Origin of the sequence: Chryseobacterium sp. KMC2 (assembly GCF_016756935.1) — a bacterium.
Taxonomy (GTDB): Bacteria; Bacteroidota; Bacteroidia; order Flavobacteriales; family Weeksellaceae; genus Chryseobacterium; species Chryseobacterium rhizosphaerae.
The window spans coordinates 218,797-244,518 of the sequence record NZ_JAESIT010000004.1; the positions used below are offsets into that span (position 1 = coordinate 218,797).

Genomic DNA, 25,722 nt, shown 5'->3' on the forward strand with positions numbered 1-25,722 from the left:
TCTTTCGATAAATTTTTTATAAGGCTGTCAAACAAAAAATGACAGTCTTATTTTTTTGTCCTTTTGTTAGCTGCCTCTTCTTGTAACCGCTGCCTGTATTCGCTCGGACTTATGCCCAGCACCTTTTTTACATATCGGGTAAAAAATGAGTAGCTCGAAAACCCCATTTCATCTGCAATTTCGGAAATAATCAGGTTTTTATCCCGCAGCAAAACGATAATCCGTTCTTTCGTATAGCGTTGTATCCATTGGGAAGCAGTAACACCTGTATTCGCCTTGCAGATCTGGTTCAGATATTTAGGCGTGATATTTAATTCATTGCTGTAATACCGTACCTCTCGTTCTTTCATACAATGTTCTTCCACCAGTTGTACAAACCTTTCATACAATGTTCCCGACTGTATGGAACGCCTACGCCTATCAAGCTGCCCTGCAAAAATGCTCCACATTTCCAGTACAAACAGTTGCATTTGTAACTTCAGGGCTTCAACATAAAAACGATGGTCGGTATCTTCAAACCTTTCATAGATTAATTGAAAATTTTTTAAGATTTTTTCCCTGTCTTCTTTATCCGGGTGCAATAGCGGGTTTATCCGATGGTGAACAATCGAATCTATGCCTAAAGTAAGGTTAGGAAGATTGTCCATGAGAAAATCCTTTTCCACAAACAGTATTGTTGCCATGAAGTTTTTGGATAGTGATATTTCTGAAACTTCACTACCTGCAAGCCAAAAAATAAACTCCCCTGCTTTACATCCAAAGACCTGGTTATTGAACCTGAATTTGATGTTGCCCCGCTGGCAATAGACATGGGTGTGATAACGTGACTGAAAATCTTCCGGAAATTGCTCCACGGAAGGGGCTTTCAATAGTATTATTTTTTGCGTTTCTTCGGGCTGCATCATAACAGTAATATAAGTTGCTTACAAAAATAGGTAATATTTGACATTATACCTGTATAATTTATAACATAACGGAACAATCGTCTTGGTAATTTTGCTCCAGTTATTATTAACAGGAAAATAAATGGAAGATAAGACTACAGAAATAAATGTACAGCCGCAATGGAATGCGGTAAATTCAATCGCTCTTGCAGTAGCAGGGCTTATAATAGCGGAGTTTCTGCCCGCAAGTTTGCTAACTCCTATGGCATCTGATTTGGGCGTGAGCGAGGGTGTAGTAGGTCAGGCAATATCCGTGACAGCCGCTGTTGCGATGGTGGCCAGCTTGTTCACGGCATTGCTGACACAACGCATAGACCGGAGATGGGTACTCATGTCGTTCAGTGTATTGCTTACTGTTTCAAATTTGCTGGTTGCCTATTCTCCAAATTTCACTGTGCTTTTGATTGGGCGGGTGCTATTGGGTATCGGCATTGGGGGCTGCTGGGGAATGCTTGCGGCTACTGCAATGAGGTTAGTTCCCAAAAACCTTGTTCCCAAAGCCTTATCTATCATCTTTGGAGCTGTATCTGTTGCAACAGTCCTCGCCGCACCGCTTGGCAGCTTCCTCGGAATGCACATTGGCTGGAGAAACGTATTTCTTATTACAGCGATAATTGGTGTAATATCTTTTATATGGCAGCTAAGTTCATTACCATCCATGCCAAATGGAAGTCCGACAAAATTGAGGTCTCTGTTCAGGATATTTACCCGTCCCAAAATTAAAACGGGAATGGCAGCCACATTTTTTGTTTTTATGAGCTACGCTATTTTCTTTTCTTATTTAAGACCATTCCTCGAAACCATAACAGATGTTCACGGCAATTCACTGACTTTGGTGTTACTGGTATTCGGAATAGCTAACTTTTTAGGTGCTACCTTTTCACGTTACCCTTTGCAATGGGATATGAACCGTTCGTTAATTCTTGCGGCTTTATTAATGAGTGTTTCCGTATTGGGGCTTATGGCTTTTGGTAACCTGGTAATCGTTGCAACAATATTGGTAGCATTATGGGGAATGTTCTTTGGAGTGATACAGGTGGGTTGGGTAGACTGGCTGACACGCACCGTACCTGATGAGGCCGAAAGCGCAGGAGGTATACAGATTGCGGTCATACAGCTATCCATTACAATCGGGGCTTCAGTCGGTGGATTTACTTTTGATTTAGCAGGTACAAATGGTGTATTTACTTTCAGCATCTGCTGTGCTGTTGTTGGCACATTAGCAGCAATGATTGCATTCCGCAAAAGGACGATTATAATCAAGTCATCAGAAAAACTTCAGGGAACGCTTAGTTCATATACCGATAGTAAGTAACAGCTTTAAGACATAAAGGTTCGATAACTGACATTTTAATTGTAATAAATGTAACATGAGTACACAGCAGATTATTTAATTTTGTTGTGTACTGTAAGATTTGAATGCCTTTTAACTTCTCCTTGCCATAACAAGATTAGCCTATTGAGCAAAATAATACGGGTTGGCAGAAGTAAACTCATGGTCATGTCCCATATCTATACAACGCCCACATATCATAAATATTTTAAGGAACTACATAATTACGGCTACATTAAGTTTAAGCCATCCTATCACCCCGACTATCGTAGTGCAGTTGAATTAACAGAGTCAAGCTAAATGGCTACCAGCAGAATAAACTTCATGTTCGACATAGAATTTTGAAGTTTACTTTATTGGTAATCGGTAAACTTATATTCAGTTGACAAAATCGTGGCAGTAATTCAAAAAGGATTAAAATAGAGGTCTTATACTATTTGAAAAGGATGGTTCCGATCGCAGTAGAGATCAACACCTAGACATTCAAGAAGATTTAAAGTCTTTTGAGGCAACCCGATATATCCTCCTTTGTCAATCCATCTCTTATTGGTTAACAAAGCTAAACTTCTCTCCATGTTTCATAGCAGCCATCCATAAAACTTCAATATTTTGAATAGAAATTTTGAAGTTTTTTTTATGGCTTTTAAGTGATCCATTATTTATAAAATGATGTTTATAAGCATATTACAATATGCAATAAAAATTTAAATATGGAAATTATTATGTTATTTTGGAAATAAATATCAAAAACAGGAAATTTAATTTGTATTTATGGAAATTATATCTTTATATTTGCTATGTAAAATATTATGAAAGATATCACGATGATCAAATACTTTAGTATAGTTCAGGCTCTTTGCCGATCTGCGCTAGCCACACCTAACGATGCAGTCCTACATCAAATTAAAAGATTGCAGGAAAGTTTCGAAAAGGATGGATACAGTAAGGAAGCAAAATCACTAGAAGGAATCCTATCGTCTTCACAGGCGAGCGCTGAAATGTCACCAAGTAAAATGCAAAAATCGTTCATTGTTACCACACGAGAAGAAATAACACACAAAACTGCAATTCCAGTTGATAAAGAAACGTCCACCCCTTTAGCTGAGATTTTTTTTCCAGATAATCTTCCATCAGAGGAACCTTTATTTGATAAAAACATACAAATAGCTATACAATCTGTAGTTGACGAATGGAATAAATTCGATCAATTAAAGGAGGTAGATGCCAATCCTGCGAGTTCATGCTTAATTTATGGTGCACCAGGAACAGGTAAAACTCATCTAGCAATGTGGATTGCTAAACAAATTGGCTTACCGGTAGTTTTAGCAAGATTAGAAGGCTTAATGTCTTCTTATTTAGGAACTACATCCCGAAATATTGGGAATTTATTCGCATTTGCAAATCGTTATAATTGCGTATTGCTACTTGATGAGTTTGATGCAATCGCGAAACTCCGGAATGATCCACAGGAAGTTGGTGAGGTAAAAAGAGTAGTTAATACTCTACTGCAAAGTCTGGATACGAGAAGAGAAAAGGGATTTACGATAGGTGTCACAAATCATGAAAGCTTATTAGATCCGGCCATTTGGAGAAGGTTTGATATTCAAGTAGAAATACCTAAGCCAAATCCTGAGGTAATGATACACTTATTAGAAAAATTCGTAGCACCTTTAGATTTTGATGACAATGAAATAAAGTTTTTAGCTTGGTCTTTGGAAGGATCTTCGGGTGCAGACGCGCAAATGCTCGCGAAATGGCTAAAAAGATCTTCTGTTCTTAATAAGGAAATTAGTTTCGTAGACATAATCAAGCAGTTTACTTTATTAAATTCCGGCAGAGTGGAAACTAAGAAAAGAAATGTCATGTTACATAGTGATGATCAATTTATAGCTATGCTACTAAATGATAAAGTGTATTCATTTAAACAAAAAGATATTGCACCATTATTCGGTATGACAGCGTCTACTTTAAGCAAGCAATTATCTAAGCATAAAGACCCTGAAAAAATTTAAGTTATGGCAAATAGTCCTGTTCAAATCGTTTTAAATTCCAGCGACTTCATAGAAGCGTTGGAAAATAATGGAGGTGGTCCCGCAAAAGACTTTTTCGCGGGAAGCGATGCAGAATTTAGAGAACATCGAGAAAACCTTAAACATCAGCTTAATGAAATCAAAAACATGCAAATGGTCAGTAGTTTTGCAAAGGTTTCATACGCAAAAGTGAATTTGAAACAGGCTGCCCTAGCAAAAAGCCATCGCCCTACAACTAAATTATTTAAAAAAGACATTGCGCCGGTTATTGGAGCTGGTGAGTTAGGAGAACTATTTGTAGAATTGAATCCAGACGCGATCGATACTATAAGTAATAGTGTAGGCCAGGCCGAAACAGAAACAAGGTACAAAGAAAACAAAACTACCGGTAAGCTTGAACCAAGTCCTTCCAGACTAAAAAGTGAAGTTGGTGCTATCCAAGAAATTCTACCTTATACTGCAAGTGATAAGAGAACTTTTTCCACAAAAGATGCAGTGGAATGGTTGTCTAATCCGCAGACGGGCGGTTCATATATAATAGAACTGTTTGAGTTCATTCCATTAAGGAAGGACTGGGACATATTACCATCTTACAAGTTTGATCTATTTCAATCTTTTGTACTTGGACTTAGAGATATCTTAAAAGGTTTAGTGGTTTCAAGAATTGCTACAGGTGACAGTTCTGCCGTTTATGGAGTAAAACTAGAACAAAGTGATCTACCTGCTGTAATCCAGCTTGTTTTTCAAAGTTCTTCAAGCAATAAAAATGAAGACAAAAAAGAAATCGATCTGAATGTGGAAAGGCACAATATTCTCTTAACCTTCCTTGGAAATCATCCACTGGTTAAAAAGATTAGTTTACCCCCGATTGTAAAACAGAGTGATTCAATAGACTCTTGGGAAAAAGGTGATTATTTTCCTGTTCCAGAATTCTACGAAGATGAATCGTACCCAAAGATTTGTATTGTTGATGGGGGTGTATCGGATGTATATGGCAACTGGGTTGAAGAACGATGGGGTTTAATAAGTCCAACTGATAAGGACGAAAACCACGGAACTTTTATTGCAGGTCTTGCAATAGCTGGTCAGACCTTAAATGGTAGTGCTATTTGTAGAGAAGTTGACGGATGCAAAATCATCGATCTTGACATATTACCAAAACCAGATCGATATGACACCTATTTTTCGAGGGCTATGGAATTCTTTGACGAACTTGAAAGTGCTGTACAGGATCTGAAAGCCAGAACTGGTGTGAGAATATTTAATTTCAGCTTAAATATCGAAGAACATGTATCTACAACCGGTTACAGTTTCCCTGCACAAATACTTGACAGGATTGCAGAGGAAAACGATATTATATTTGTTATTTCTGCTGGAAATACTCACCCCCGAGATATGCGAAAGGAATGGCCAGAAGATCATTTTGAAGCATTAAAAACATTGGCGTCTTCCAGAAATGACGCCATGAAAAAGCCAGCGGAAAGCTGTCGAAATTTAAGTGTTGCAGCCTTGAACCCGCCCCATCTGGACAACGTGGTACCCTACGCATTAAGCAACTATAGCTGCAGGGGACCAGGTCTAAGAACGGGACTTAAACCTGATTTGGCTCATGTCGGAGGTTCTGGCACGAAGCATTCAAACTTAGGTCACGGATTACTATCGTTAGACCCAAGCGGTTCGGTCGTAGATGGCTGCGGAACTAGTTATGCGGCCCCAAATGTAGCAAAAACCTTAGCAAGTTTGGATCACAACATTGAGGGAATGGTCTCTAGAGAAACTCTTATAGCGCTCAGTGTCCATCATGCGATGCTACCTGAATCTATGAACGACAAAAATTTAAGGAACGTTACAAAAGATCTTGTAGGCTTTGGAATCCCAAATGGTTCGAACGAGATATTAAATGGAGATCCATCAGCAATTACACTGGTTTTCGCAAATAGAGCAATCAGTGGGCATAAAATGAGCTTTAAGTTTTCGTGGCCACCCAGCCTGGTGCAGAACGGAAAATGCATGGGACACGCCAAGCTGACGATTGTTAGCACGCCACGACTGAACTACAACTACGGATCTGAGTTTGTTCGTATTAATATAGATGCAGCCTTACGGCAGATGCAAAAAGATGGCAGATATCTTGGTCGTCTAAATGCAATCTATACCCCCGATGAAGGCGAAGGAAGTCTTTATGAAAAGGATCTTATAGAGCATTCATTTAAATGGAGTCCGGTAAAGGTATACGAAAAGACATTTCCAAGGGGTGTTGGACCGACAACAGAATGGAAGTTAGATGTGGAATATTTAGCACGTGATGGTGTCACCATTCCTCGGGAAGGTGTACCATTCACCGCAATACTGACTATTTCCGACCCAACAAAACAGAAGCCCGTTTTTAATGACATGAGACAGATGCTTCAATCGTTGGGTGTGAGAGCAGTTGATATAAAAACAGCAGCTCGAGTTGTGCCACGTGTTTAATTTGATTAAAAACAGAATAAGTATTATAATGAAATAAAAAAGAAATTAATAAAAAAACCAGGCGAAAACCACCTGGCTTGATTCCTTAAAGGAACGACAGCCCTTGCAAGGCTACCGGTAGATTTTTTATTTGCACTTCAAAACTACTTCCTTTATTTGAATAAAACAAGCTTTTCGTGATTTTAAACCTAATCTGGATAATCCAGCTAGTAGGGCCTGGCAATAACTAAGTAAATATCTTATTGCAAGTTAACTGTTGATTACTATGGGTGTAGTCCCATTTTATTACCGAAATGATAGGTAATAATCATTTATTAGTAACTAAAATTTAATTTAATCACGATGGATTTAAATAATCTACCTGAGGGGTCAAATACCCCTACCCCTAAAACACCACTAAAGTTTGTGGTCGAGGGAAAGAATTTCGAAACATTCGAACAATATATAACAGGCGCTGAATTGAAGCAACTTGCGGGCATTCCTCTGGAAACAGAACTTTACCTATCAATAGCCAAACCCTATCAAGATGAGCTGATAGATAATGAGACACGGGTAAACCTTGCAAGACCTGAAATGGAGTACTTTTTCACCAAGAAAAAGCTTGAATTCTTTATCAATGGTGTTTCTTTCATTTGGTACAAGCAGCATATTCGAGGGGTTCAGATTAGGCAATTAGGAAATATTTCTGATCAGGATGATATTTTTCTGGATATTAATGCTGATTGGGAGGATGATCTGATATTCGACGATGAAGAGGTTGATTTAGCACGGCCAGGTAAAGAGCGTTTTTTTTCAAAACCAAAGTCGAAGCAATTTACGATAATAGTGAATGCCCGTCAGCATAATTGGACTGAGGAAAACATTTCTTTTGAGCAGCTTGTGGTGTTAGCTTTTGGTATATATGACCCTAGCCCAGGCAAAGGCTACACAGTTACATATAGTAGAGGCTGGTCTCCTAAGCCTGAAGGCACAATGGTTAAGGGTTCTGAGGTTCGTGTTAAAAATAAAATGATTTTCGATGTCACAGCAACTGATAAATCATAGTCCCGACCTTAAACGTCTGAGAGACGATGGTTATGAAATTGAGGTACGTGGTGGATATTTACTTATCCATCACATTCCCTACATGAATACTGCTAAAGAAATACAGTATGGCATTTTAGTATCTACACTTACTTTAAGTAGTAGTGAACGAACAACTACACCCGACAACCACGTAATATATTTTATTGGAGATGATCCCTGCGAAGTAGATGGATCGTACATTACTTCAATTCAAAACAATCCTTTGCCAACAGCGCTGAATCATGAAATCACGGTAAGTAAAACTTTTTCAAATAAGCCACCCAATGGCTATCCCGATTATTACCAAAAGGTTACGCGATATGTGGATTTAATTTCTGGTCCGGCTAAATATACCGATTCCACGGTCACTGCACAAACGTTTAAAGTAATTGAAGATAACAGTAACGAAACCGTATTTCAATATATTGATACAAATTCCAGTCGGGCAAATATCGAATTGATAAATAGTAAAATTAGCAACCAGAAGATAGGCATTGTTGGTCTTGGTGGAACCGGATCCTATATCCTGGATATGGTAACCAAAACTCCAGTAAAAGAAATTCATATTTATGATGCGGATTACTTTGATCAGCACAATGCTTTTCGATCGCCAGGAGCAGCATCGATCGAGGACTTGAAGATGAACAAGAAAAAAACTGAGTATTTTTATGAAATTTATTCACGTATGCACAAAAACATTTTCGTTCACGATTATTTTATCACAAAACAAAATTTGAGTGAATTATCTCATCTAGACTATGTATTTATTTGCATAGATAAAAATACTTTACGAAAATTGATAACAGATTATTTGGTGGATAAAGGTGTAGCATTTAGTGATGTTGGTCTTGGAGTAAACATTGTTGACGATAAGCTCACTGGCGCACTAAGAGTAACCTCCGCTAACCCAACGAAAAACGACCACTTACCTCTACGTATTTTTTCAGACGATTCTGATAATAACGAATATGGTTCTAATATTCAAATTGCAGAACTAAACGCAATGAACGGTATTTTAGCCATTTTAAAATGGAAGAAGTATAGCGGGATCTATGTTGATTTAGAGAATGAACATCACAGCTCCTATTCTATCGGTGTATCTAAAATTTTTAATGAAGATGCTACGACATAAATTTGTGGATTTTATTCCAGAACATATTGAAGAAGGTGTTTTATATATATCCTTAGAATATTGCACTGCCATTCATAAATGTGCGTGTGGCTGTGGGAATGAGGTTGTAACACCCATCTCACCTACCGATTGGAAATTATCTTTCAACGGAAAATCGATAACGCTTTACCCATCCATCGGAAACTGGAGTTTCAAGTGCAAATCTCATTACTGGATTAAAAATAATAATATCGAGTTTGCCGGTCGTTGGACACAAGAAGAAATAGAAAGAGGGCGTGAAAAAGACTTATCGATAAAGGATAAATATTTTGAACCTAAAGCGACAGTAGTTGCAGACGATTTACAATCTCCTAAATCTAGTATTTGGAAACGTATATTCAAGTTTTTTAATTAGGTTCATATTTTAATATCAGGCTACTTATTAATATTGGCCTGATATAATTAGATGGTTTTAAACACTACATAAAACCGTGTATTACCAAATAATATATAATTATTATCTTTGACATTACAGATTTATGGTTGTTCTTTGAAGTCGTTATATAATGATTAAGTGTTGAATTTTGCCTATAATTTTTAGTGGCAGAATCATGGCAGTAATTTAAAATATACTTGAAAATGAGGTTTAAAAGTGGCTGGGACGAGTTAGTTCGAATCCCTCCCTTTCCGCCGAGACATAAAAAACGCAGTTTTGAGCGCATAAACAAAGATTGTGGCAGAATCGTGGCAAAGCGATTAAACAACAGTCGGAAAACAGCGCTAACAGGGTTAAAAACAAAATAAGTTCGAATCCCTTCCTCTCTAACCTTACAATATTCAATATTTTATTCCAGAATCATTTGAAAATGAAATAGAAGTACTTGTTAATGCTAAAAAAGAATCTTTTGTAAAAGACTCCCTAAATGGAGATAGGGATTCGAACCTCTGAACCTCTTTTACAGAGTTGCTAAATCTCTAAAGTTATTTCAATGAATCAATTGTTGAATCTACTTTACTTAAGAAGTCTAATATGAAACCCTTGAATGCTATTATCTTCTTCAAGTCCACAATCCAGAAAAACAGTCTCCCATTCTTCATTCTCATTATAGAAATTCAACTCACAATATTCTTGGCAACAAATGGTTAAATCAAATATACTTGTCATCGTAATAACCGCTAAAGGAAATAGAATTTCTTCACTTATTTCCCAAGCTAAATCAATCCAATTAACATTTTTATTGGATTGATCAATAAACTTTTGGAACATTTTTCGTATCTCAGTTTTTCTGTTCTTAATACTCTCATTTGCTTCTATCAATACTGCTGTCCTCTTAAAATTATCATTAAGACACATCTCAAATTCGTCAGACATCTTAGAAAGGAAGTTATGCTTACCAATATTTTCATCATATATTTCACTCCACATGCTTACCTCAGTCAACTCCATTATATCTAAATATCTTTTGTTTTTAATAATTTCCTTAAGCAACAAAGATCTCCCGGTATAAGTATCCATTTCATAGATTACATTTTCAGTATGAAAATGTAGCATGTAACCTATAATTTCAACTTTATAATCTTTCTGTTGTAGTCCTGTATACTTTTCAAATGCCCGTATATACTTATCATATCTATCTAATCCGAATTTATCTGCATAAAAATTAAAGACATTCTTAGAAATTCCATTAATCCCAGAATCATGAAATAAATGTAAAGCTTCTTCTTTTAAGACTTCTACAACCGAATCTTTTCCGGATTTTTGTAACTCAACAGATCTACTGAAGAGATGTATTTTAAAATTTTTTAAGGTAAAAAAATGAGGATCTGAATTACATAATTTCTCACTACTATAATCCCAACTTTGAGGATCAATATTATATTTCATATCAAAGGTTACTTTAATATTTTCATCACTAAGCTGGCAGTAGAGATTTTTATTACTTTCCGAATTTAAATAATACTTAATAATCATACTCAATTACGAATAAGGTTAAACAAATCATTATACACAATTAAAAAAGAGATAGCTGAAAACTTATATCTTTTTAAACTCTTCGTGAATTTATATCAATTGATTGTCACCCCTTAACTAAAGTATTTTTTGTCCTACATTTTCTTTTCATTTCCTAATTGCAGACGTTTATATCAAACTTTTTTTAAAGTATTGAGCCATTATTAAATTGACTATATATTAAACTTTATTCATACTAAAAAAAACAAACATAAACAACTATTAATCAAACAAATAATAACATTAATTATATATTTGATGTAAATATTAAAAATGGAAATATCATTATTAACAAAAGAAGATTTGCAGGAATTTAAAATCCAACTATTGCTTGATATAGAAAGAATATTTGATGAAAAACTACACTCTGTTAGATCTACGCCAAAGAATATAGATCCAGAATGGATAAGAAGTAAGTCTGTACGAGCTTTCATGAATATTTCTCCAGCTACACTCCAAAATCTTAGGGTAACAGGAAAGGTTAAATTTAAAAAAGTCTTAGGATCGTATTATTACAATTTAGATGATTTAAAAAAATTGTTTGAAAATGAAAAAGGATAATACAGTTAATTGGCTCAATTATTTAATTCAAATTACAGCAGATGAAAGACTCACTGTATGGCATATTACATTATTACTTGCAATCATCAAAATCGCATACATCCAAAATGATAAAGAAATTATATTCGTTAGTAGAAGTAAATTGATGTTTCAATCACACATCAAAACGACTCCGACCTATCATAAATATTTTAAGGAACTACAAGATTTTGGTTATATAAAATATACACCATCATATCATCCAGATTGTAAAAGCACTATTGATTTTTTAAACTTCAAAATTGTTTATTAAGTACATTTAAAATTCGATCAATATCTGCAAGAAACTGGTTCGAAGATAATACTTCAAGTTTCGTAACCGAAAACGAAATACCCCAAAATGCAGTTCCCTAATCGAAATTGGTTGTCAACCAAAAAATTTACTAAATATTACTTTAATCTACATATTTATTTAACCATATATATTATATTATTAAAAATTCCTACAGATGGATAAAGCACGCATAAAATAAATTTACAGCTTAAAAGCCAATGTATAATAATATAGTATTTAATAACTTTTGTCCGCAAATCCACATAAAAAAAGCGGATAATCATGGCGACAAAACAATCGAAAACAAAGCAAGAGATCGCTGACTTCTTAGGAAAAATGATCTTATTCAGAAACCCATTAAAATTAACCCTCTGGTCCATAACCGGAAAAGGGGGTTACGAGGCACATATCTCACTGGATCAAGCTACTGAATCCCTGATAGATATTACTGATAGATTGATCATAGAAAGATCTTTTTTATACCCGCTATATAGGTAGTTAAAGCAAATTTTAGGAAAAAAAATTGGAGACTGACTATAATTTTCTCTTGAATATTGTAATGAGGGAATATGTAATTATTGTAAAACATTTTGTTTTCCAATAATTTATGCTTACATTTGTAAAATAATCAGGCTTCTGCCATCGCTTTTTCTGAAACTTTTGAGTTCACTCTTTCTTCTCAGTCTTCGCCTTTTCAGCCGCTATTTTTGTCATCAACATATAGGGTAAAGTTCCTTTTTTCAAATTGATATTTCAATACGATAAAAATACCAACTTCATTTTTTGTTTACAGATCGATTTATTGCTATAATGACATGCGTATCATTATAACAATGGCACATGCCAAAGAAGTTTTAATAAATACATAATTTTATAATATATACAATGCAACAAGGAACAGTAAAATTCTTTAATGACGCCAAAGGTTTTGGTTTTATTACACCATCAAATGGAGGTCAAGATATTTTCGTACATTCATCAGGTTTAATCAATGATATACGCGAAAACGACACTGTAACATTCGATTTAGAAAACGGTAAAAAGGGCATTAACGCAGTTAATGTGCGAGTAGCATAATTAAGTAGAAAGTTTCAAAACTTTCTTTAAGTTAAGTTCAGCAGATAGCATTATGTTATCTGCTTTTTTTGATACACTAATATGGAAAGATGACCGAGACTGATTCCCAAAGAAAACCAAATTTCCTCTGATCCCATAAGAAAAGAACTGCTTAGACTTCAAAAAGAAATTCAAGCAACAATGCTAGAAGCTGACATCTAAAAAAAGAAATAAATGAGTACAATCACAGCAGCAGTCATAAGGATAAGAGCTCCCATAATATTTGAGAACTTCGAATTGGTATGATTATTCATTATTTTTTTTGATTATAAAACAAGTAAGTGATTAAATAAATAAGACCACTTTACGATGGCTATTTTATCTAATTTTGATCAGATACTTTTTTTTAAAAGTTGTTTTTAGAAATGGCTGAACAGCTGCTTTAAGTAAAAGGTACATATCTTGTAAGCAGCTGCTTCAGTTTTCTTTATAAATTCAAATGCTATAAAATAATTTCATAGTAATAAGCAATGTATGAGCATTTTCACTGTTCTTTAAAAGAGAAAACAATTTCTGTCCAGTAGGATATATTAATTGAGTTGATAAATAATCTGAGTATTCTGTTTTAAAATCATCAGAATACCTCGGTTTAATGATGTTAATAAAGCGATGAAAAGAAACACCAAATTATCATATAATAGTAACTAGAATAAATATCGCTTATTTTTTTTGCAGTCAACCCGAGCACTAAACATATTAATTGTAAAGTCTCGGGTTATTTTTTTATTAAGCAAGGAACTTTCTTGCTAATTCATCGTAATTTTAACAAGTTTTTTGTGGACACCTGTTGTTGAAAAGCATCCCCATTGGTTATCTGAATATACTTTTAAACATTTATAAATAGTATCGTATACCGTCAATAAAAATACTATAGTACACATATTAACTTACGTATCATTCAATAAATTGGTTAAACCATCTTTAAATTCATATCGAAAAAAAGATTTGAATTAAAAAGCAGGCATTGAAACAATGCCTGCTTAACCTCCATACCAAATATTACCACTATTTTATATTTGGATACACAAATTTAAACGATATGTATTGTACCATATTAGTCAAAATCATCTTTTTGTTAATGAATTTCATAACACCGGAGCCGCAATCGCATTAAATCAGCTAATTACACAAATATTCTAATATATTTATATTCTTAAGTCAAAATCTAAATTGAAATGACATAGATGAATAAACAGAATAAATATTATTAATTGAAGTCCTTTATCAAGTTATATTTATTTCATTTGTTTCTTGATTTTGTATAGAATAATTTTCTTTTATTGTGTTCGGAAACCTTCTTTATAAGTGATAGCAGTTGTATTGCAAAGCTTGAACTATAAGAAAATTACATAATATTTCAGGTGTTATTTTAGAACCAAAAAAACTAACTATTCAATAATAATCATCTCTACTTTTTTAAGCTGGCTTTTGGTTTTTACGATCCTTGTTTATCGCTATGATATAGTAAATTTTGAGTGTTGAATACAAAGGTTTGATTTTAGAACAATAAAAATAGAATACCCCCATAAGATAAAATGACAACTGCCACAACAAATATTTGTGTGACAGTTGCCTGCTTTGCCTAAAAAAGCTAAGTGAAAAATTCGATTAAAACAAAAATAGTTATAACTGCGGCTTTAAAGTAAACTATTTTATTCAGCTACTTCTATAAATTAGAACATAATTAAAAACTTTCGTGTTTAATTCATAAAGAAATAAATCCTTCTTTTTTATAGCATCGAATTTCCAATAATATCTAAAACGGAATCTATTGAAGGCCCCCCAAATGAAGCTCTGATTCCCGTTGAATCTCTGGCATATACAAAAACCCGAATAGTAGCAGTATAAGTTCCTGGCTCTAATATCACAGCCCTAGCTGAATTTAGTTGATATATTCCTGTAGCATAGAAATTAGCACTATTTGCAAAGGCAGCCCCCTGTCTGGTAAAAATATGATTATTAAAATTTCCACCATTTAATATTAAATTAAATCCATAATTTTTTGATGCTCCATCAGTAAGATTATTTCCGTTAGCGTTTAATATTTCAGATACTGGAACCGATGCCGTAATCGTTACAAGGGATCTCTCTGTTACTGTAAATGTCCGTGTAATCAGATTTGCTACCCCAGTATTATCATTTACCGCACTTACCGTTACTGCAGCAGCTGTATGTGCATTATTACCATCTGCACCTGCAAAAATTGTTGGGGCATTATCAAACATACGTACCCATTCACCACCTGTTCCTTTTGAAGAGTCAAAATTATAATACCCTTTCCTCAAGACATTTCTAGTTTTGGCAGTCACTGCAGAACCTGCAAGTTCTTGGGTAACATATACTATGGTTCCGTTCTGCTCAGCCAAATATCTATCATCTTTATTTTTAAGTTCAGTGCCTGTAATTCTTGGAGCTATAACCCCATCTGTTACATTGGTATCACCAGGTTTTCCACTAATATCCATAGTTGCTTTCGGAGTCGTCGTATTGACACCTACCTGTGCGTTAATATAAAAACCATTTTCCATAAAAAAAATAGTCAATAAAGCAAATGTAATAGTTCTAGTTAGCATAATATATATTGATTTAGGTTAAACATCTTTAAATTCCTATATATACTCTTTGCCACTAGCTTATCTTATTATTTTAACAAAATGAATCATCAACTTTTTTAATAAATAATAAATAGCAGATATGTCATCTGAAGTTTATTTATATAAATAAATATGACTAATAATTGCAAAAAGATACTGATGGAATTCAACAATAGCAATTGATAATGTAAATTTACCAAATATCATCACCTTCATTGTATACTAATTCATTCGTTTACTTTCCTATTTTATTCTTTTACTTTCACATTTTATTCTTCATACCCATCAAATCACTAAATCACTAATAAATTCAATAAGCGAATGAATGATTTTGATAATATTTAAGAAATGCTTTACATCTAATTTTGCCTTGATTTTTAAAGCATTAAAATGAAGAAACTAACACGGGCTTTAATACCCATTGTAATTATGTGCGGAATAACCAAAATGGCAGCACAAAATTCACCAGATCTAGAATTCGCAACAGCACAGGGAACCAATAACCCAACAGGAAATGGCCCTGTCACCAGTACAGTGATTAACTTTGTACAAAATCCCGATAACCCATCTGGAAATACTTTTCAAACCTATACCCCTACGCTGAGCGCTACATTTTCAATTTCAAACCAAAAGTATAACAATGCAGCAAGGATTGGGGGAAACACTAATAATACAGCAGCACCTATTTTCCCACTTCTGAATTCAGCTGGGACACCTCCAAACAATAGTTTTACAGCATCAGGAGCAGCTATCGGTACAGGTATTAATACTGCTACCAACCATGGAGTAGGTTTATTTTTCAATACAGCAGCATTAAATGGACAATCTACCAATGCAACCTACCAAATGGCCGATCTTACTATAACATTTAATCGTCCCGTCGATAATCCTATATTACATATTGGTGGTATGGGTGGGTTTCAAGGTAATCTGGGGCTAACTGGCGGGTTTGAATTCATCTCATCAAATGTGCCCATTAGTTTTTCACGACTTTCCGGTAACTCTAATAGTTTTACTGTAACTCAAACCTCAATTAAAAATACAGCTGCTAATCCTACGTCTACCGGAAATAATTCAGCTTCCGGTTCAGTTTTAGTTACCGGAAAAAAAATTACTACTATCGTACTTAGAATGATTGTCAGAGGTGATGGTAATGGGACCCCTTGGGGAACCCAGAGCGGAGATGTTGTGACAATGGGTATTTCAACATTGGAAAGTGATCTAGCTGTAACCAAGACTATTAATAATTCTAATCCAGATAAGCAGTCCACTGTAATTTTTACTGTAAATGCCATAAACAATGGATTGTCAAATAATACTAACGTTTCCGTTGACGACCTTCTTCCAAACGGTTATACTTATCTAAGTTCATCTGCAAGTATAGGATCATATAATAACTCGACAGGGAAATGGACCATTGGAAATATGAATGCCGGTACAACAGCTTCATTAACTGTTACAGCCAAAGTAAACTGTACAGGAAACTATACTAATACAGCCGTTATCTCGGGAAATAATTCAGATCCTGCAATGAACAATAATACAGCATCGATTACTCCTTCTGTAAATCCTCAACCTTGCGCCTGTTATAACGATCCTAATAGAAGCTCAGTGGGATCAGATTCGAAATTCGGGATTACCCTTCTACAAAGAGCTGGAATCGGAGGAGATAATTGGCCCATGGCAAGAAAATCAGCGCATATAGTACTTGAATCAAATAGCAAAGGTTTTGTTATTTCACGGATTGCAAAATCTGATTTGAATAATATCGTCGTTCCAATTGAAGGTATGATGGTATATGATACTACTGATAAATGTTTAAAAGTATATTCAGATAACCAATGGAGCTGTTTTTCTCAACCAGCTTGTCCTTAATTCAAAATCAAATACATATGAAAAAAATTATAGTTTCACTCCCAGTAATATTGCTTAATCAGTTACTTTTCTCTCAAGTTATTATTGGAGGGACAACAGGAACCGCTTCAAATAAAACTTCAGTTCTTTTAGAGTTCGAAGGACAAAACAAGGGGATTATACTACCCTATACAAGAACTCTTCCCTCCTCACCTACTGAGGGTACACTTATATTGGATGCTAGTACATCTTCTGCAGCAAGAGTAAAGTTATATAATGGAACATGGGTAGACTTAAGTGGTCAGGATGCTGATATTACTAGTTCCCTTTTGATCCAACCTACATCATCCCAGACCGCCGAAGACAGTAATGCTAAATCAATTATCGGAAATAGTTCTTCACAAGCAGATGGTGTACTTATTCTGGAATCACAAACTAAAGCAATGGTTTTACCAACAATTGAAAATACAGATGATATCATCAATCCATCACCTGGTATGTTAGTTTATATTAAAAAAACAGGGGCAAAAAGACTTGCTGTCTTTAATGGTAATAAATGGGCTTATTGGATGCCTTAGCAATTTCGAACACAAATTAATTATATATTTTTATAGCTTTTTCCAGGCTACCTAAATTACTTGATAACTATTAGTTGTAAAAAAGACTATCATACTCTGATAGTCTTTTCGTTATGAAAATCCATGAAATTTTATTTGTACTCCTTGATTAAGGTCTAACTTTTAATTTGGAGAATTGGACTTTCGAAATTATACCTAACTTATAATAAATCCATAAAAAATTATGGAATATGTTTGGCTAATTAATCGTTTTTTGATTTGAAATGGCTGCAATATATTCTTCATTAAAAAAACAAAACTATTTAAAAAGGACAGTCTTGTTTAGTTAAAAGCCTTTTACAACTGACATTTTTCAAAGCAGCTAATTCTTTTGTGCATAATTTTCTATTCCTGTTAAGGAAACAAGGGCTTTTCCACTTTTCCTTCCCGAAGATTTATAGAAAACAATGTTTCCCGAGCCTTCAATGGATATGTTATTTATTTTATCAATATAGACTGTATTACTTGCCCCTGACACTTGGATTGTTGTAATAGATCCCTTAATCGTAATAATATTATCAGATCCCGATATTACAGCATTTCCTCCATTCGAGATGAGGTTTTGCCTGTGTCCAACCCCATTAACTTCGATTTTTGTTCCATTATGTTTGCTTTTTCTTTCAGGGCCACTACTTTGTGTCAGAATAGTCCCAATTCCTACAGCTAAAGTAAAAACAGTGGTAATAAACCAATTTCTTATCATAATCATTTTAATTGTTTTAAGAGCGTTAAATGTTAACCGAACTTTCTAGTATATTTTCCTGTACACCCCAATGTTCCAGACTCTTTCCATCCAAAACTTTAAAGATGTTCATACTCAATTTTACAGATTCATCCTTATCGGTGTTGTTTTGGACACTTACTACTTGCTTTTTTAAATCTTAAAATAAATCCCTGCTTCTTTTCTCCAAATAAAAAAGCCGACACTGTTTTGTCGGCCATCTTACACAATCTTAGATGAGATCATACACCTCATCATTGTTACTTACATACTGCAAAATTATTGTATTTTACAAATTGAAACAGATACAGAATTATCTTATAAGTTTTGAATTTCCTCCAATTTATCCTATTATATATTTTATTTAAATAATTAGAACATTTATTTCAACATGAAATATATTGTATCTTTATTATCGTCATATTTTAAAAAGATACTATTTTCTTTCTCTTCTAAAAATAGAATTAAGGATTTTGAGTATAAAATTAAGATGTCAAAAGAGATCTGATTTCAAAAATACTGTTACTCATCATATAGCTTCTGAAACAGGGCAAAATATAGGAAATACTTCTCAATTTGAACTATTAAGAAATATGATATCTTCGACACATAAATTTTATAGGCATAGAACCAAGTCGAGCTTATTGTGACAACTGTAAGTTCTTATTCACGGAATTTGCTGGGATATAAGCCTGTTCTTCCCTGAAGGTATGAAGAAAATGCTGAAATGTTATAAAATCCCAGATTGAAAGCAATATCTTTAACTGTCCGGTCAGAGCCCTTCAGAAGCCGTTTTGCTTCCAGAACTATTCTTGCATCAATAAGTTCCTTAGCAGTAACTCCCAGTGTACTTTTTGTAAGAATATTTAGGTAATTAGGTGTTACGGCAAGCTTGTCTGCATAGAACGCTACGGCTTTTGATTCAGTGAAATTTGCTTCAATCAATTCAATAAAATTTAAGATAATTGGACTTCTTTTGCTCATCAATAATAGATTCTGTTCGGCATCATCAATACAATTATTAATAAATGAGAGAATAATTTTCACCCTGAAGCTCATTACATCCCAGTTAATAGTCTCTTCTGAAAATTCTTCCCTGATCATTTCAAACTCTCGAGAGAGCCTTTTACTGATTAATAACGGAATATCAATAACAGGAAATTTATTGGGAAGTAAAGATGAAAATCTTGAAGTGTATAACTTTCTCTCTATAAACTCTTTGGATAAAATTAACTTATGACCTTTAGCTCCTTTCTCCGTTTTCCAAGAATGAATTTGTCCAGGAAAAGAGATATGAACCTGATGATCTTTTTCCTGATACTCTACAAAGTCAATAAAATGCTTACCCTGAGCTTTTTCAAAAAAAATAAAAACATAGCTATCCGGTGCTCTAAAATTAGAAATCTCACTTTCTCCAGCTAAAGGAATATACACAATATAGTCTTTAATCTGAGCTTCAAACTCCAAATCTTTCTCAATAAACTCTCTGTTCATTCGGTACATTTTTGTTTGCTATTGGCAATTCAACATTCGTACCTTTCAATAATTACCACAAAAAAAACAATAAAATCCGAAACTATTTGAATATTTTAAGATATAAACGGGCAACATGAATGGCAAGTCCATTTATGTACCGTTTGGTGACTCAATAAATAACGCATGTTTTATTGACAAACGAGATGCCCTATTTTTTGTTAATATTTAATACTATGAATTCCGTAACCAGCCCACAAACATGAATAAAAATGACCACATTTATCTGTTAACAGTAACTATTTTATCTTGAAAACTAATACACTGTATAAAAATTAGCTCAATTCACTTATCCATTTAAGCGCTGAAATACTAGGAATAAAACAATATTCTCCGCCTTTTACAATGTTAAAAGTTTGCAGATTATGGTATCTCTTAACTAATGGATTTCCAGGGCAGGTAAATAATCCATTTCTCTGTACACCTATCATGGGATCTTTTTCATCACCTAGATTTACAGAATTTCCATTATTAGCCCACTGTTTTTGAAGAAACTCAAGTGTACCCATAGCATCAGCGCTGATTCCAATAAAAAACTGACCTCTCTCCTTACCATCATCTCTGGTTTCCTCCGGCGGCACAATATCACCGAATGATACGGCCCTGCGAATAATACGGTGTAGACGTTCATCCTCTAGAATAAAACTTTTGGAATTACGGGGATTCATTCTTCTTGCATGTGCACCAAATGGACATTTTTTCCCCAGTTGATCATCTTTATAAGAGAAATTATTATTTCTTTGTGCATTCGTTCCCAAATCTATATCATCCTTTTCCGGTGCAAGTACCAGTGGTGCACCACTTCGCCAACGACCTACCAATTTAGCAGCCAGTAGTTCCCCTTCCTCAGCTGTATTGCTATTGTCTTTTATAAATTTGTTAAATTCAGCTACCTGGCTTTGATATTTTCTAAAAATGAGGAATGATCCATTTTTTCCTAATATCTCCGGTTGAGGAAATTGCTTTATAATACCCGATTCCCCAGGGTATCCCAATATAAATTCGCCTGTTTTAATTGGCTTATCATAGCCCGGTGGGTTATCTATACCACTACCTTCAATCTCCGGATTACTAATTCCATCCCTGAATCCAAAAACATTCTTCATCTCTTCAGTCGCTCCAAAATCTAAGCTTTCTATTAAATGAATATTTGAATTGCCACCAAAAGCCTCTTTAAATTCTTTTAGCTTTTGCAGCCATTCTTCCTCCGTATTTGCAATAATAGCAGCAGTAATATGAATATTGCCCCGCAAAAAAGCTCGTTCCCAATTTTTCGGGTCATTATCTCCAATATCATATAGGTATGACGAACGGGCCACCATACCCTGCTTAAAAGACTCAGGAAAAGAAGCCAAGGAATTTTCGGGTAAGCCAAGTGCCTGTAGCCCTTTATAGGTAAAGGATATAAAGACTGAAGCTGATAAATCCAGATGCCAGTTCTCTGCTGAAGAGATTAAGGGTAGCATTGCTTTTATCAATGCCTTTCCTGCTGATGCCTCTCTTATCTCAATTAGTGCTACAGTACCATAATAAGGAATTGGTCTACTTCGGAGGATGAGTGATTGGATATCGCTTAGGGCTATTTCAACCTTTTCGGGATTGAAAATTCTTTTTATAAAATCGAATGCCATATGCCATTACAATTTATTAGCATCATCGATCGCTTTATTGATTCCGTTCACTATTTTATCCTGTCGGCGGATATCATTGACAGTGAGATGTGGAACTCCAACATACCATCCTGTGGCAGTGACCTGATGATCCAAGATAAACTGTTTGACATCTGGACTTTTGATACCCGGCCATCCCTCTACATTACCAAAAATAATATCCATTAATTCAGGAATTTTGGCAGCAAAATCATTAATATATGGATCCCAGTCACCATCATATGCTGTACAGAAAAGAATTCTGGTATCATTATCCAATAATACAATTCTCAGGTCATGTAATGTCCCTACATTGGTAGCACCACCGAGATTACCGTTGGCTATTTCCAATATTTTCTTTAGACGTTCTGCTCCACCGGGTTTGAGATCGGCAATAGCTGTCAGTTCGGATACTTTACCTGATTTTAACCCTTTTTCTCCAGCAGAAGTAATAGAATGGTCATAACCATCATTTGACGCTTCTTTGAGATTAGCAATGATTAAATCTTTTTTTAGTTTGATATCATCTAGAAAGTCCATAATTGTATTTATATTTAGTTAAAAATTACAAGTCTGTGTTTTAATATAGCATTACTTTATATCAAATTAATATTGAATTATATATTAAACCAACCTGAAAAAATACTGGCCATTGGGAAAGACTCTATTATTTTACTTATATGACTGGAAATTTCATAAAGTAATTGTTTTTATAATAGCGTAATCCCCGTCATAGGGCCTTGCTGTAAAATAATATTTTCTGAACCGTCTGTCAGATTTATCTTTCTGATGTAACCACCCAGATCAGAAGTATAAGCTACATTTTCATCTTCATCGAGAGCCAGTCCAATACCTTCTTTTAGGCCTTTCGCTATAATTCGATGATTGACAAGTTCTCCATTTTCGGAAACTTCTGCGCAATTAAGGCTGTTCCCATAAGGAGCTGCTCCCCGATCTGTCCAATATAACTTCCCTGTTCTATGACCAAATTCAAGATCAATTGGTTCGGGCAAATGATTCAACAACAACTCTATATTTAACTCGTTTACCGGGTATTCCTGGGACAATTTGAGGCGAAAAATCCTACCCCTTCCTCCTTTGGCAGGTCCTTTCTGCGTCCAGTATAAGAATTCCTTCTGAAGATCCAATGCAATGCCTACGCACTGTTTTTCTACTTCTTTAAGATCAGAATCCCCTTTCTCATGCTGCATCAAAATTTCAAAACCTGATCCATCTGTTGAGGAGGACATCAAGGCCATTCCTTCTCTGTCACACCAATATAAACGAGCTGTTTCTTCATTACCAACAATCTGTTTTGGCGTCGTAATAACACCATTCCCTACAAGTAAAGTATGTTCTGTTCCATCAAGATTACAGCATTCTATGGAACCGTCTTTTGCAAAATAACCCTCTGGAGGATCGGTCATTTTCCCCATAACAGTCCAATAGATCTTTTGGTTAATTCTATCAATCCATATTCCATCCGGAGTACCATTGGTAATTTCCAGAAGCGTTTCTTTCGTTCCATCCTCCAGCGATATTTTCACAATTTGCGCAGGATATACTTCCAGGCATAGCAAGAATTTCATAGCATTATTGCTTTTTGTAATCATTATAGAACCCTTCACCTGATTTCACCCCTAGTTTCCCTTCGGCAATCATCTTTCTTAAGAGCTCCCTTGGTTCTTCCGGAATACCCTGACGTTCCTGGGCATAATGTTCCTCAATATCCAGTACCACATCCAGGCCTACCTGATCCATAGAACGGAACGGTCCTTGTTTAGCACCCAAGGTTTCTTTAAAGATGTCATCTACAGTTTGTGGCGAAGCTACCCCCTGCGCAACAACATACAATGATTCTCTTTTGATGGCAGCCCAAATCCGGTTATAAATAAATCCTATACTTTCTTTTTCTGCAACATACGGAGAAAGTCCATAATCTTTTAATTTATGAGCGAGAAAATCGATAATAGCTCTGTCTGTTTCCCCACATGTCATCAGCTCCACAGCTCTGGCAATAGGTGGCATCATAAAGTGCATGTTGAGAAGTCTGTTTTTATGTATCACTTTACCAGCCAGATCGCTAGAACGGTAAGAAGAGGAATTTGTAGCAATAATTGTATCCTCCGCTACTGCGTGATCCAGCTGTCCCAAAACCTCAATTTTAAGTTCTGGAATTTCAGGAAGGCTTTCAACCACGAGCCATGCTCCATCGATTGCCTGATCAAAATCTGTAAAAGTTGTCAGAGAACCGGCTTTTCCATTAGGAACAGTTTTAACAACTTCCGGAAGACTTTCTTCTACAAATGATTTCGCGGCGGCCAATGCCTCATTGTTTTTATCGTAGATACGGACTTCTCCGCCCTGTGTAGAAAACATAAGGGCAATACGGCGGCCCAAAGTACCTGCTCCAAAAATAGTTATTGGCCGGTTTAGCGAATTAACTTCTAAATTATTATTCATAAACACATTTTTAAATTACGGCTTAATATCAAAAGAACTTACACCAAGTTACGTGAAAAATTCTTGGTTTAAGACTTTAAATAAAATATTTTAAGTCAGATTTTTTAAGGATTTACATACACAAAAAAAACGAGTAGTTATAAGGCAGTAATGGCTGCCGTAAGTCCAAATACAATACCCGGTAAATTTGCTATCGCAACAGGCCAATCCCGTTTCGGCTTTTTAAGAAGACCGTAGGTCACCCAAAAACTGCAATTTATCGCAGCAACTAAAGGCTGTATCCAGTCTCCTTTATCTCCTTTAAGGTTATTACTGATCTGAGGAATATAGGAAACATACATCGCTACTGCTGTCACAGTTGCCACCCATCCTAAAATTGTATAAAAATGATTGTTCATAATGGCTAAATATTAATACAATTTACTAAACTTAAACACAAACCCATATCAAAAAAATCTATGGGTTCGATTTGAACAAGAGTTTCCTCTCTTTTCACAGTAATATTCAAAAGATATGGGTTATTTTTTAAAGGTTTTATAAGTCTTGATACTTCCATCCTCCATATGAAGATTTACGAAGTAAACACCATCTTTAAGATTAGTTAGACTAAGCTCATTGTTAGGTAAAAAAGATTTCATCTGCCTTCCAACAGCATCATTAACCGTGACAGATTTTACATTTTTCAAATTAGAAATTTTAATGACATCATGAAATGGTGTAGGATATAATAATGACTGCTCTTTAGTTACCTCAGAAACAGATAAATTAGAAGTATTTTGAACAATATTTACATCATCAATAGTAAGCCCACCACTTCCTGAACTTGTTTTATAAAAATCAATGCCAATACCATACTCTGTACCTACCGCCAATGCTCCTTCAGGAATTGTCCCCGCAAAAGTCACACAATCCAAAGTACTGGAGGTTACATTCGGATTCAATGGATTTATATCTGAGCCATTTATTGCATAATAAACTGCATTCTCCCAGGTATTTCCTGTTTTTACTCTTGTAAAAAGCAAAAGTTTACCACTCATTGCTCCTGTTTTTTTCACTCTGAATGTAACTGTAACAGCTTTTCCATTATTTATCTGATTTAAATCTGAAGGAGAAATATAAACACCTCCTTCCGGGGCACTGTTAGTGTAAGTTTTTGCATAGGACAAAGTACCACTACATGAATTTGTATTGGTAGTAACACCGCCACCGCCAAAATAATATACTCCTGTAAGAGCATTGTCAAAATTTTGACTTGTATTGTATTCTTGTGCATTTGCGATAGTTCCTAATAATAAAAAACAAGGGAATAATAATTTTTTCATAATATACTTATAT

The 25,722-nt window shown here is 34.8% G+C and carries 22 protein-coding genes; 11 read left to right on the forward strand and 11 right to left on the reverse strand.

Features of this window, described 5'->3' with window-relative positions; translation table 11 throughout:
* Positions 1-47: 47 nt before the first annotated feature.
* Positions 48-905: a helix-turn-helix domain-containing protein gene (locus JML65_RS06695; RefSeq protein ID WP_237390799.1), complete on the reverse strand. Its 858-nt coding sequence runs from the start codon at positions 903-905 to the stop codon at positions 48-50.
* A 121-nt stretch (positions 906-1,026) separates the two neighbouring features.
* On the opposite strand from JML65_RS06695, the gene JML65_RS06700 reads away from it, so the two are divergent.
* The 6 genes from JML65_RS06700 (at position 1,027) to JML65_RS06725 (ending at position 9,370) form a co-directional block, all read left to right on the forward strand.
* Positions 1,027-2,259, forward strand: a complete 1,233-nt coding sequence (locus tag JML65_RS06700; RefSeq protein WP_202270299.1) for an MFS transporter — start codon at positions 1,027-1,029, stop codon at positions 2,257-2,259.
* Between the two features lie 827 nt (positions 2,260-3,086).
* Entirely contained in the window at positions 3,087-4,289 is a 1,203-nt protein-coding gene (locus JML65_RS06705) for an AAA family ATPase (RefSeq protein WP_202270300.1), read from the forward strand.
* Between the two features lie 3 nt (positions 4,290-4,292).
* A complete protein-coding gene (locus JML65_RS06710; protein WP_202270301.1) occupies positions 4,293-6,779 on the forward strand; it encodes a S8 family peptidase in 2,487 nt (828 codons plus the stop codon).
* Between the two features lie 342 nt (positions 6,780-7,121).
* On the forward strand, positions 7,122-7,823 hold the full coding sequence (locus JML65_RS06715; RefSeq protein ID WP_202270302.1) for a multiubiquitin domain-containing protein: 702 nt from the start codon (positions 7,122-7,124) through the stop codon (positions 7,821-7,823).
* Positions 7,798-8,976, forward strand: coding sequence for a ThiF family adenylyltransferase (locus tag JML65_RS06720; protein ID WP_202270303.1), 1,179 nt, complete (start codon positions 7,798-7,800; stop codon positions 8,974-8,976). Before JML65_RS06715 ends, JML65_RS06720 begins: the two co-directional genes overlap by 26 nt.
* Positions 8,963-9,370: a DUF6527 family protein gene (locus JML65_RS06725; RefSeq protein ID WP_202270304.1), complete on the forward strand. Its 408-nt coding sequence runs from the start codon at positions 8,963-8,965 to the stop codon at positions 9,368-9,370. The genes JML65_RS06720 and JML65_RS06725 overlap by 14 nt, the downstream gene beginning before the upstream one ends.
* Before the next feature lie 597 nt (positions 9,371-9,967).
* Here the strand turns inward: JML65_RS06725 and JML65_RS06730 are convergent.
* A complete protein-coding gene (locus JML65_RS06730; protein ID WP_202270305.1) occupies positions 9,968-10,927 on the reverse strand; it encodes a hypothetical protein in 960 nt (319 codons plus the stop codon).
* Between the two features lie 312 nt (positions 10,928-11,239).
* Between JML65_RS06730 and JML65_RS06735 the strand changes: the two genes are divergently transcribed.
* From JML65_RS06735 to JML65_RS06745, 3 genes are all read left to right on the forward strand, one after another.
* A complete protein-coding gene (locus tag JML65_RS06735) occupies positions 11,240-11,527 on the forward strand; it encodes a helix-turn-helix domain-containing protein (RefSeq protein ID WP_237390800.1) in 288 nt (95 codons plus the stop codon).
* Complete coding sequence (locus JML65_RS06740) at positions 11,514-11,819, forward strand: hypothetical protein (RefSeq protein WP_202270306.1); 306 nt, start codon at positions 11,514-11,516, stop codon at positions 11,817-11,819. The genes JML65_RS06735 and JML65_RS06740 overlap by 14 nt, the downstream gene beginning before the upstream one ends.
* 906 nt (positions 11,820-12,725) lie before the next feature.
* On the forward strand, positions 12,726-12,917 hold the full coding sequence (locus JML65_RS06745) for a cold-shock protein (protein ID WP_202270307.1): 192 nt from the start codon (positions 12,726-12,728) through the stop codon (positions 12,915-12,917).
* A gap of 1,769 nt (positions 12,918-14,686) precedes the next feature.
* On the opposite strand, the gene JML65_RS06750 is transcribed toward JML65_RS06745, so the two are convergent.
* Entirely contained in the window at positions 14,687-15,529 is an 843-nt protein-coding gene (locus JML65_RS06750; RefSeq protein WP_202270308.1) for a hypothetical protein, read from the reverse strand.
* Between the two features lie 411 nt (positions 15,530-15,940).
* Between JML65_RS06750 and JML65_RS06755 the strand changes: the two genes are divergently transcribed.
* A complete protein-coding gene (locus JML65_RS06755; protein ID WP_202270309.1) occupies positions 15,941-17,425 on the forward strand; it encodes a DUF11 domain-containing protein in 1,485 nt (494 codons plus the stop codon).
* A 17-nt stretch (positions 17,426-17,442) separates the two neighbouring features.
* The gene (locus JML65_RS06760) at positions 17,443-17,982 is read left to right on the forward strand and encodes a hypothetical protein (RefSeq protein ID WP_202270310.1); all 540 of its coding nucleotides are present in this window, start codon (positions 17,443-17,445) and stop codon (positions 17,980-17,982) included.
* Positions 17,983-18,343: 361 nt separating this feature from the next.
* Here the strand turns inward: JML65_RS06760 and JML65_RS06765 are convergent, their stop codons facing one another.
* From JML65_RS06765 to JML65_RS06800, 8 genes are all read right to left on the reverse strand, one after another.
* The gene (locus tag JML65_RS06765; RefSeq protein WP_202270311.1) at positions 18,344-18,730 is read right to left on the reverse strand and encodes a DUF3060 domain-containing protein; all 387 of its coding nucleotides are present in this window, start codon (positions 18,728-18,730) and stop codon (positions 18,344-18,346) included.
* A gap of 675 nt (positions 18,731-19,405) precedes the next feature.
* The gene (locus JML65_RS06770) at positions 19,406-20,236 is read right to left on the reverse strand and encodes an AraC family transcriptional regulator (RefSeq protein ID WP_202270312.1); all 831 of its coding nucleotides are present in this window, start codon (positions 20,234-20,236) and stop codon (positions 19,406-19,408) included.
* 314 nt (positions 20,237-20,550) lie between these two features.
* Entirely contained in the window at positions 20,551-21,906 is a 1,356-nt protein-coding gene (locus JML65_RS06775) for a Dyp-type peroxidase (protein WP_202270313.1), read from the reverse strand.
* A 6-nt stretch (positions 21,907-21,912) separates the two neighbouring features.
* Entirely contained in the window at positions 21,913-22,464 is a 552-nt protein-coding gene (locus tag JML65_RS06780; protein ID WP_202270314.1) for a hypothetical protein, read from the reverse strand.
* A gap of 170 nt (positions 22,465-22,634) precedes the next feature.
* Positions 22,635-23,513 (reverse strand): hypothetical protein, encoded by an 879-nt coding sequence (locus JML65_RS06785; protein WP_202270315.1) that lies wholly within the window; start codon positions 23,511-23,513, stop codon positions 22,635-22,637.
* 4 nt (positions 23,514-23,517) lie between these two features.
* Entirely contained in the window at positions 23,518-24,387 is an 870-nt protein-coding gene (locus JML65_RS06790) for a 3-hydroxyacyl-CoA dehydrogenase family protein (protein ID WP_202270316.1), read from the reverse strand.
* Positions 24,388-24,524: 137 nt separating this feature from the next.
* On the reverse strand, positions 24,525-24,785 hold the full coding sequence (locus JML65_RS06795) for a SemiSWEET family transporter (RefSeq protein WP_202270317.1): 261 nt from the start codon (positions 24,783-24,785) through the stop codon (positions 24,525-24,527).
* Between the two features lie 120 nt (positions 24,786-24,905).
* Positions 24,906-25,709: a T9SS type A sorting domain-containing protein gene (locus JML65_RS06800; protein ID WP_202270318.1), complete on the reverse strand. Its 804-nt coding sequence runs from the start codon at positions 25,707-25,709 to the stop codon at positions 24,906-24,908.
* Positions 25,710-25,722 lie beyond the last annotated feature (13 nt).

Coding starts and splice junctions, on each gene's coding strand:
- JML65_RS06695 (WP_237390799.1), bottom strand. CDS start 905: ATGATGCAGCCCGAAGAAACGCAAAAAATAATACTATTGAAAGCCCCT.
- JML65_RS06700 (WP_202270299.1), top strand. CDS start 1,027: ATGGAAGATAAGACTACAGAAATAAATGTACAGCCGCAATGGAATGCG.
- JML65_RS06705 (WP_202270300.1), top strand. CDS start 3,087: ATGAAAGATATCACGATGATCAAATACTTTAGTATAGTTCAGGCTCTT.
- JML65_RS06710 (WP_202270301.1), top strand. CDS start 4,293: ATGGCAAATAGTCCTGTTCAAATCGTTTTAAATTCCAGCGACTTCATA.
- JML65_RS06715 (WP_202270302.1), top strand. CDS start 7,122: ATGGATTTAAATAATCTACCTGAGGGGTCAAATACCCCTACCCCTAAA.
- JML65_RS06720 (WP_202270303.1), top strand. CDS start 7,798: ATGTCACAGCAACTGATAAATCATAGTCCCGACCTTAAACGTCTGAGA.
- JML65_RS06725 (WP_202270304.1), top strand. CDS start 8,963: ATGCTACGACATAAATTTGTGGATTTTATTCCAGAACATATTGAAGAA.
- JML65_RS06730 (WP_202270305.1), bottom strand. CDS start 10,927: ATGATTATTAAGTATTATTTAAATTCGGAAAGTAATAAAAATCTCTAC.
- JML65_RS06735 (WP_237390800.1), top strand. CDS start 11,240: ATGGAAATATCATTATTAACAAAAGAAGATTTGCAGGAATTTAAAATC.
- JML65_RS06740 (WP_202270306.1), top strand. CDS start 11,514: ATGAAAAAGGATAATACAGTTAATTGGCTCAATTATTTAATTCAAATT.
- JML65_RS06745 (WP_202270307.1), top strand. CDS start 12,726: ATGCAACAAGGAACAGTAAAATTCTTTAATGACGCCAAAGGTTTTGGT.
- JML65_RS06750 (WP_202270308.1), bottom strand. CDS start 15,529: ATGCTAACTAGAACTATTACATTTGCTTTATTGACTATTTTTTTTATG.
- JML65_RS06755 (WP_202270309.1), top strand. CDS start 15,941: ATGAAGAAACTAACACGGGCTTTAATACCCATTGTAATTATGTGCGGA.
- JML65_RS06760 (WP_202270310.1), top strand. CDS start 17,443: ATGAAAAAAATTATAGTTTCACTCCCAGTAATATTGCTTAATCAGTTA.
- JML65_RS06765 (WP_202270311.1), bottom strand. CDS start 18,730: ATGATTATGATAAGAAATTGGTTTATTACCACTGTTTTTACTTTAGCT.
- JML65_RS06770 (WP_202270312.1), bottom strand. CDS start 20,236: ATGAACAGAGAGTTTATTGAGAAAGATTTGGAGTTTGAAGCTCAGATT.
- JML65_RS06775 (WP_202270313.1), bottom strand. CDS start 21,906: ATGGCATTCGATTTTATAAAAAGAATTTTCAATCCCGAAAAGGTTGAA.
- JML65_RS06780 (WP_202270314.1), bottom strand. CDS start 22,464: ATGGACTTTCTAGATGATATCAAACTAAAAAAAGATTTAATCATTGCT.
- JML65_RS06785 (WP_202270315.1), bottom strand. CDS start 23,513: ATGAAATTCTTGCTATGCCTGGAAGTATATCCTGCGCAAATTGTGAAA.
- JML65_RS06790 (WP_202270316.1), bottom strand. CDS start 24,387: ATGAATAATAATTTAGAAGTTAATTCGCTAAACCGGCCAATAACTATT.
- JML65_RS06795 (WP_202270317.1), bottom strand. CDS start 24,785: ATGAACAATCATTTTTATACAATTTTAGGATGGGTGGCAACTGTGACA.
- JML65_RS06800 (WP_202270318.1), bottom strand. CDS start 25,709: ATGAAAAAATTATTATTCCCTTGTTTTTTATTATTAGGAACTATCGCA.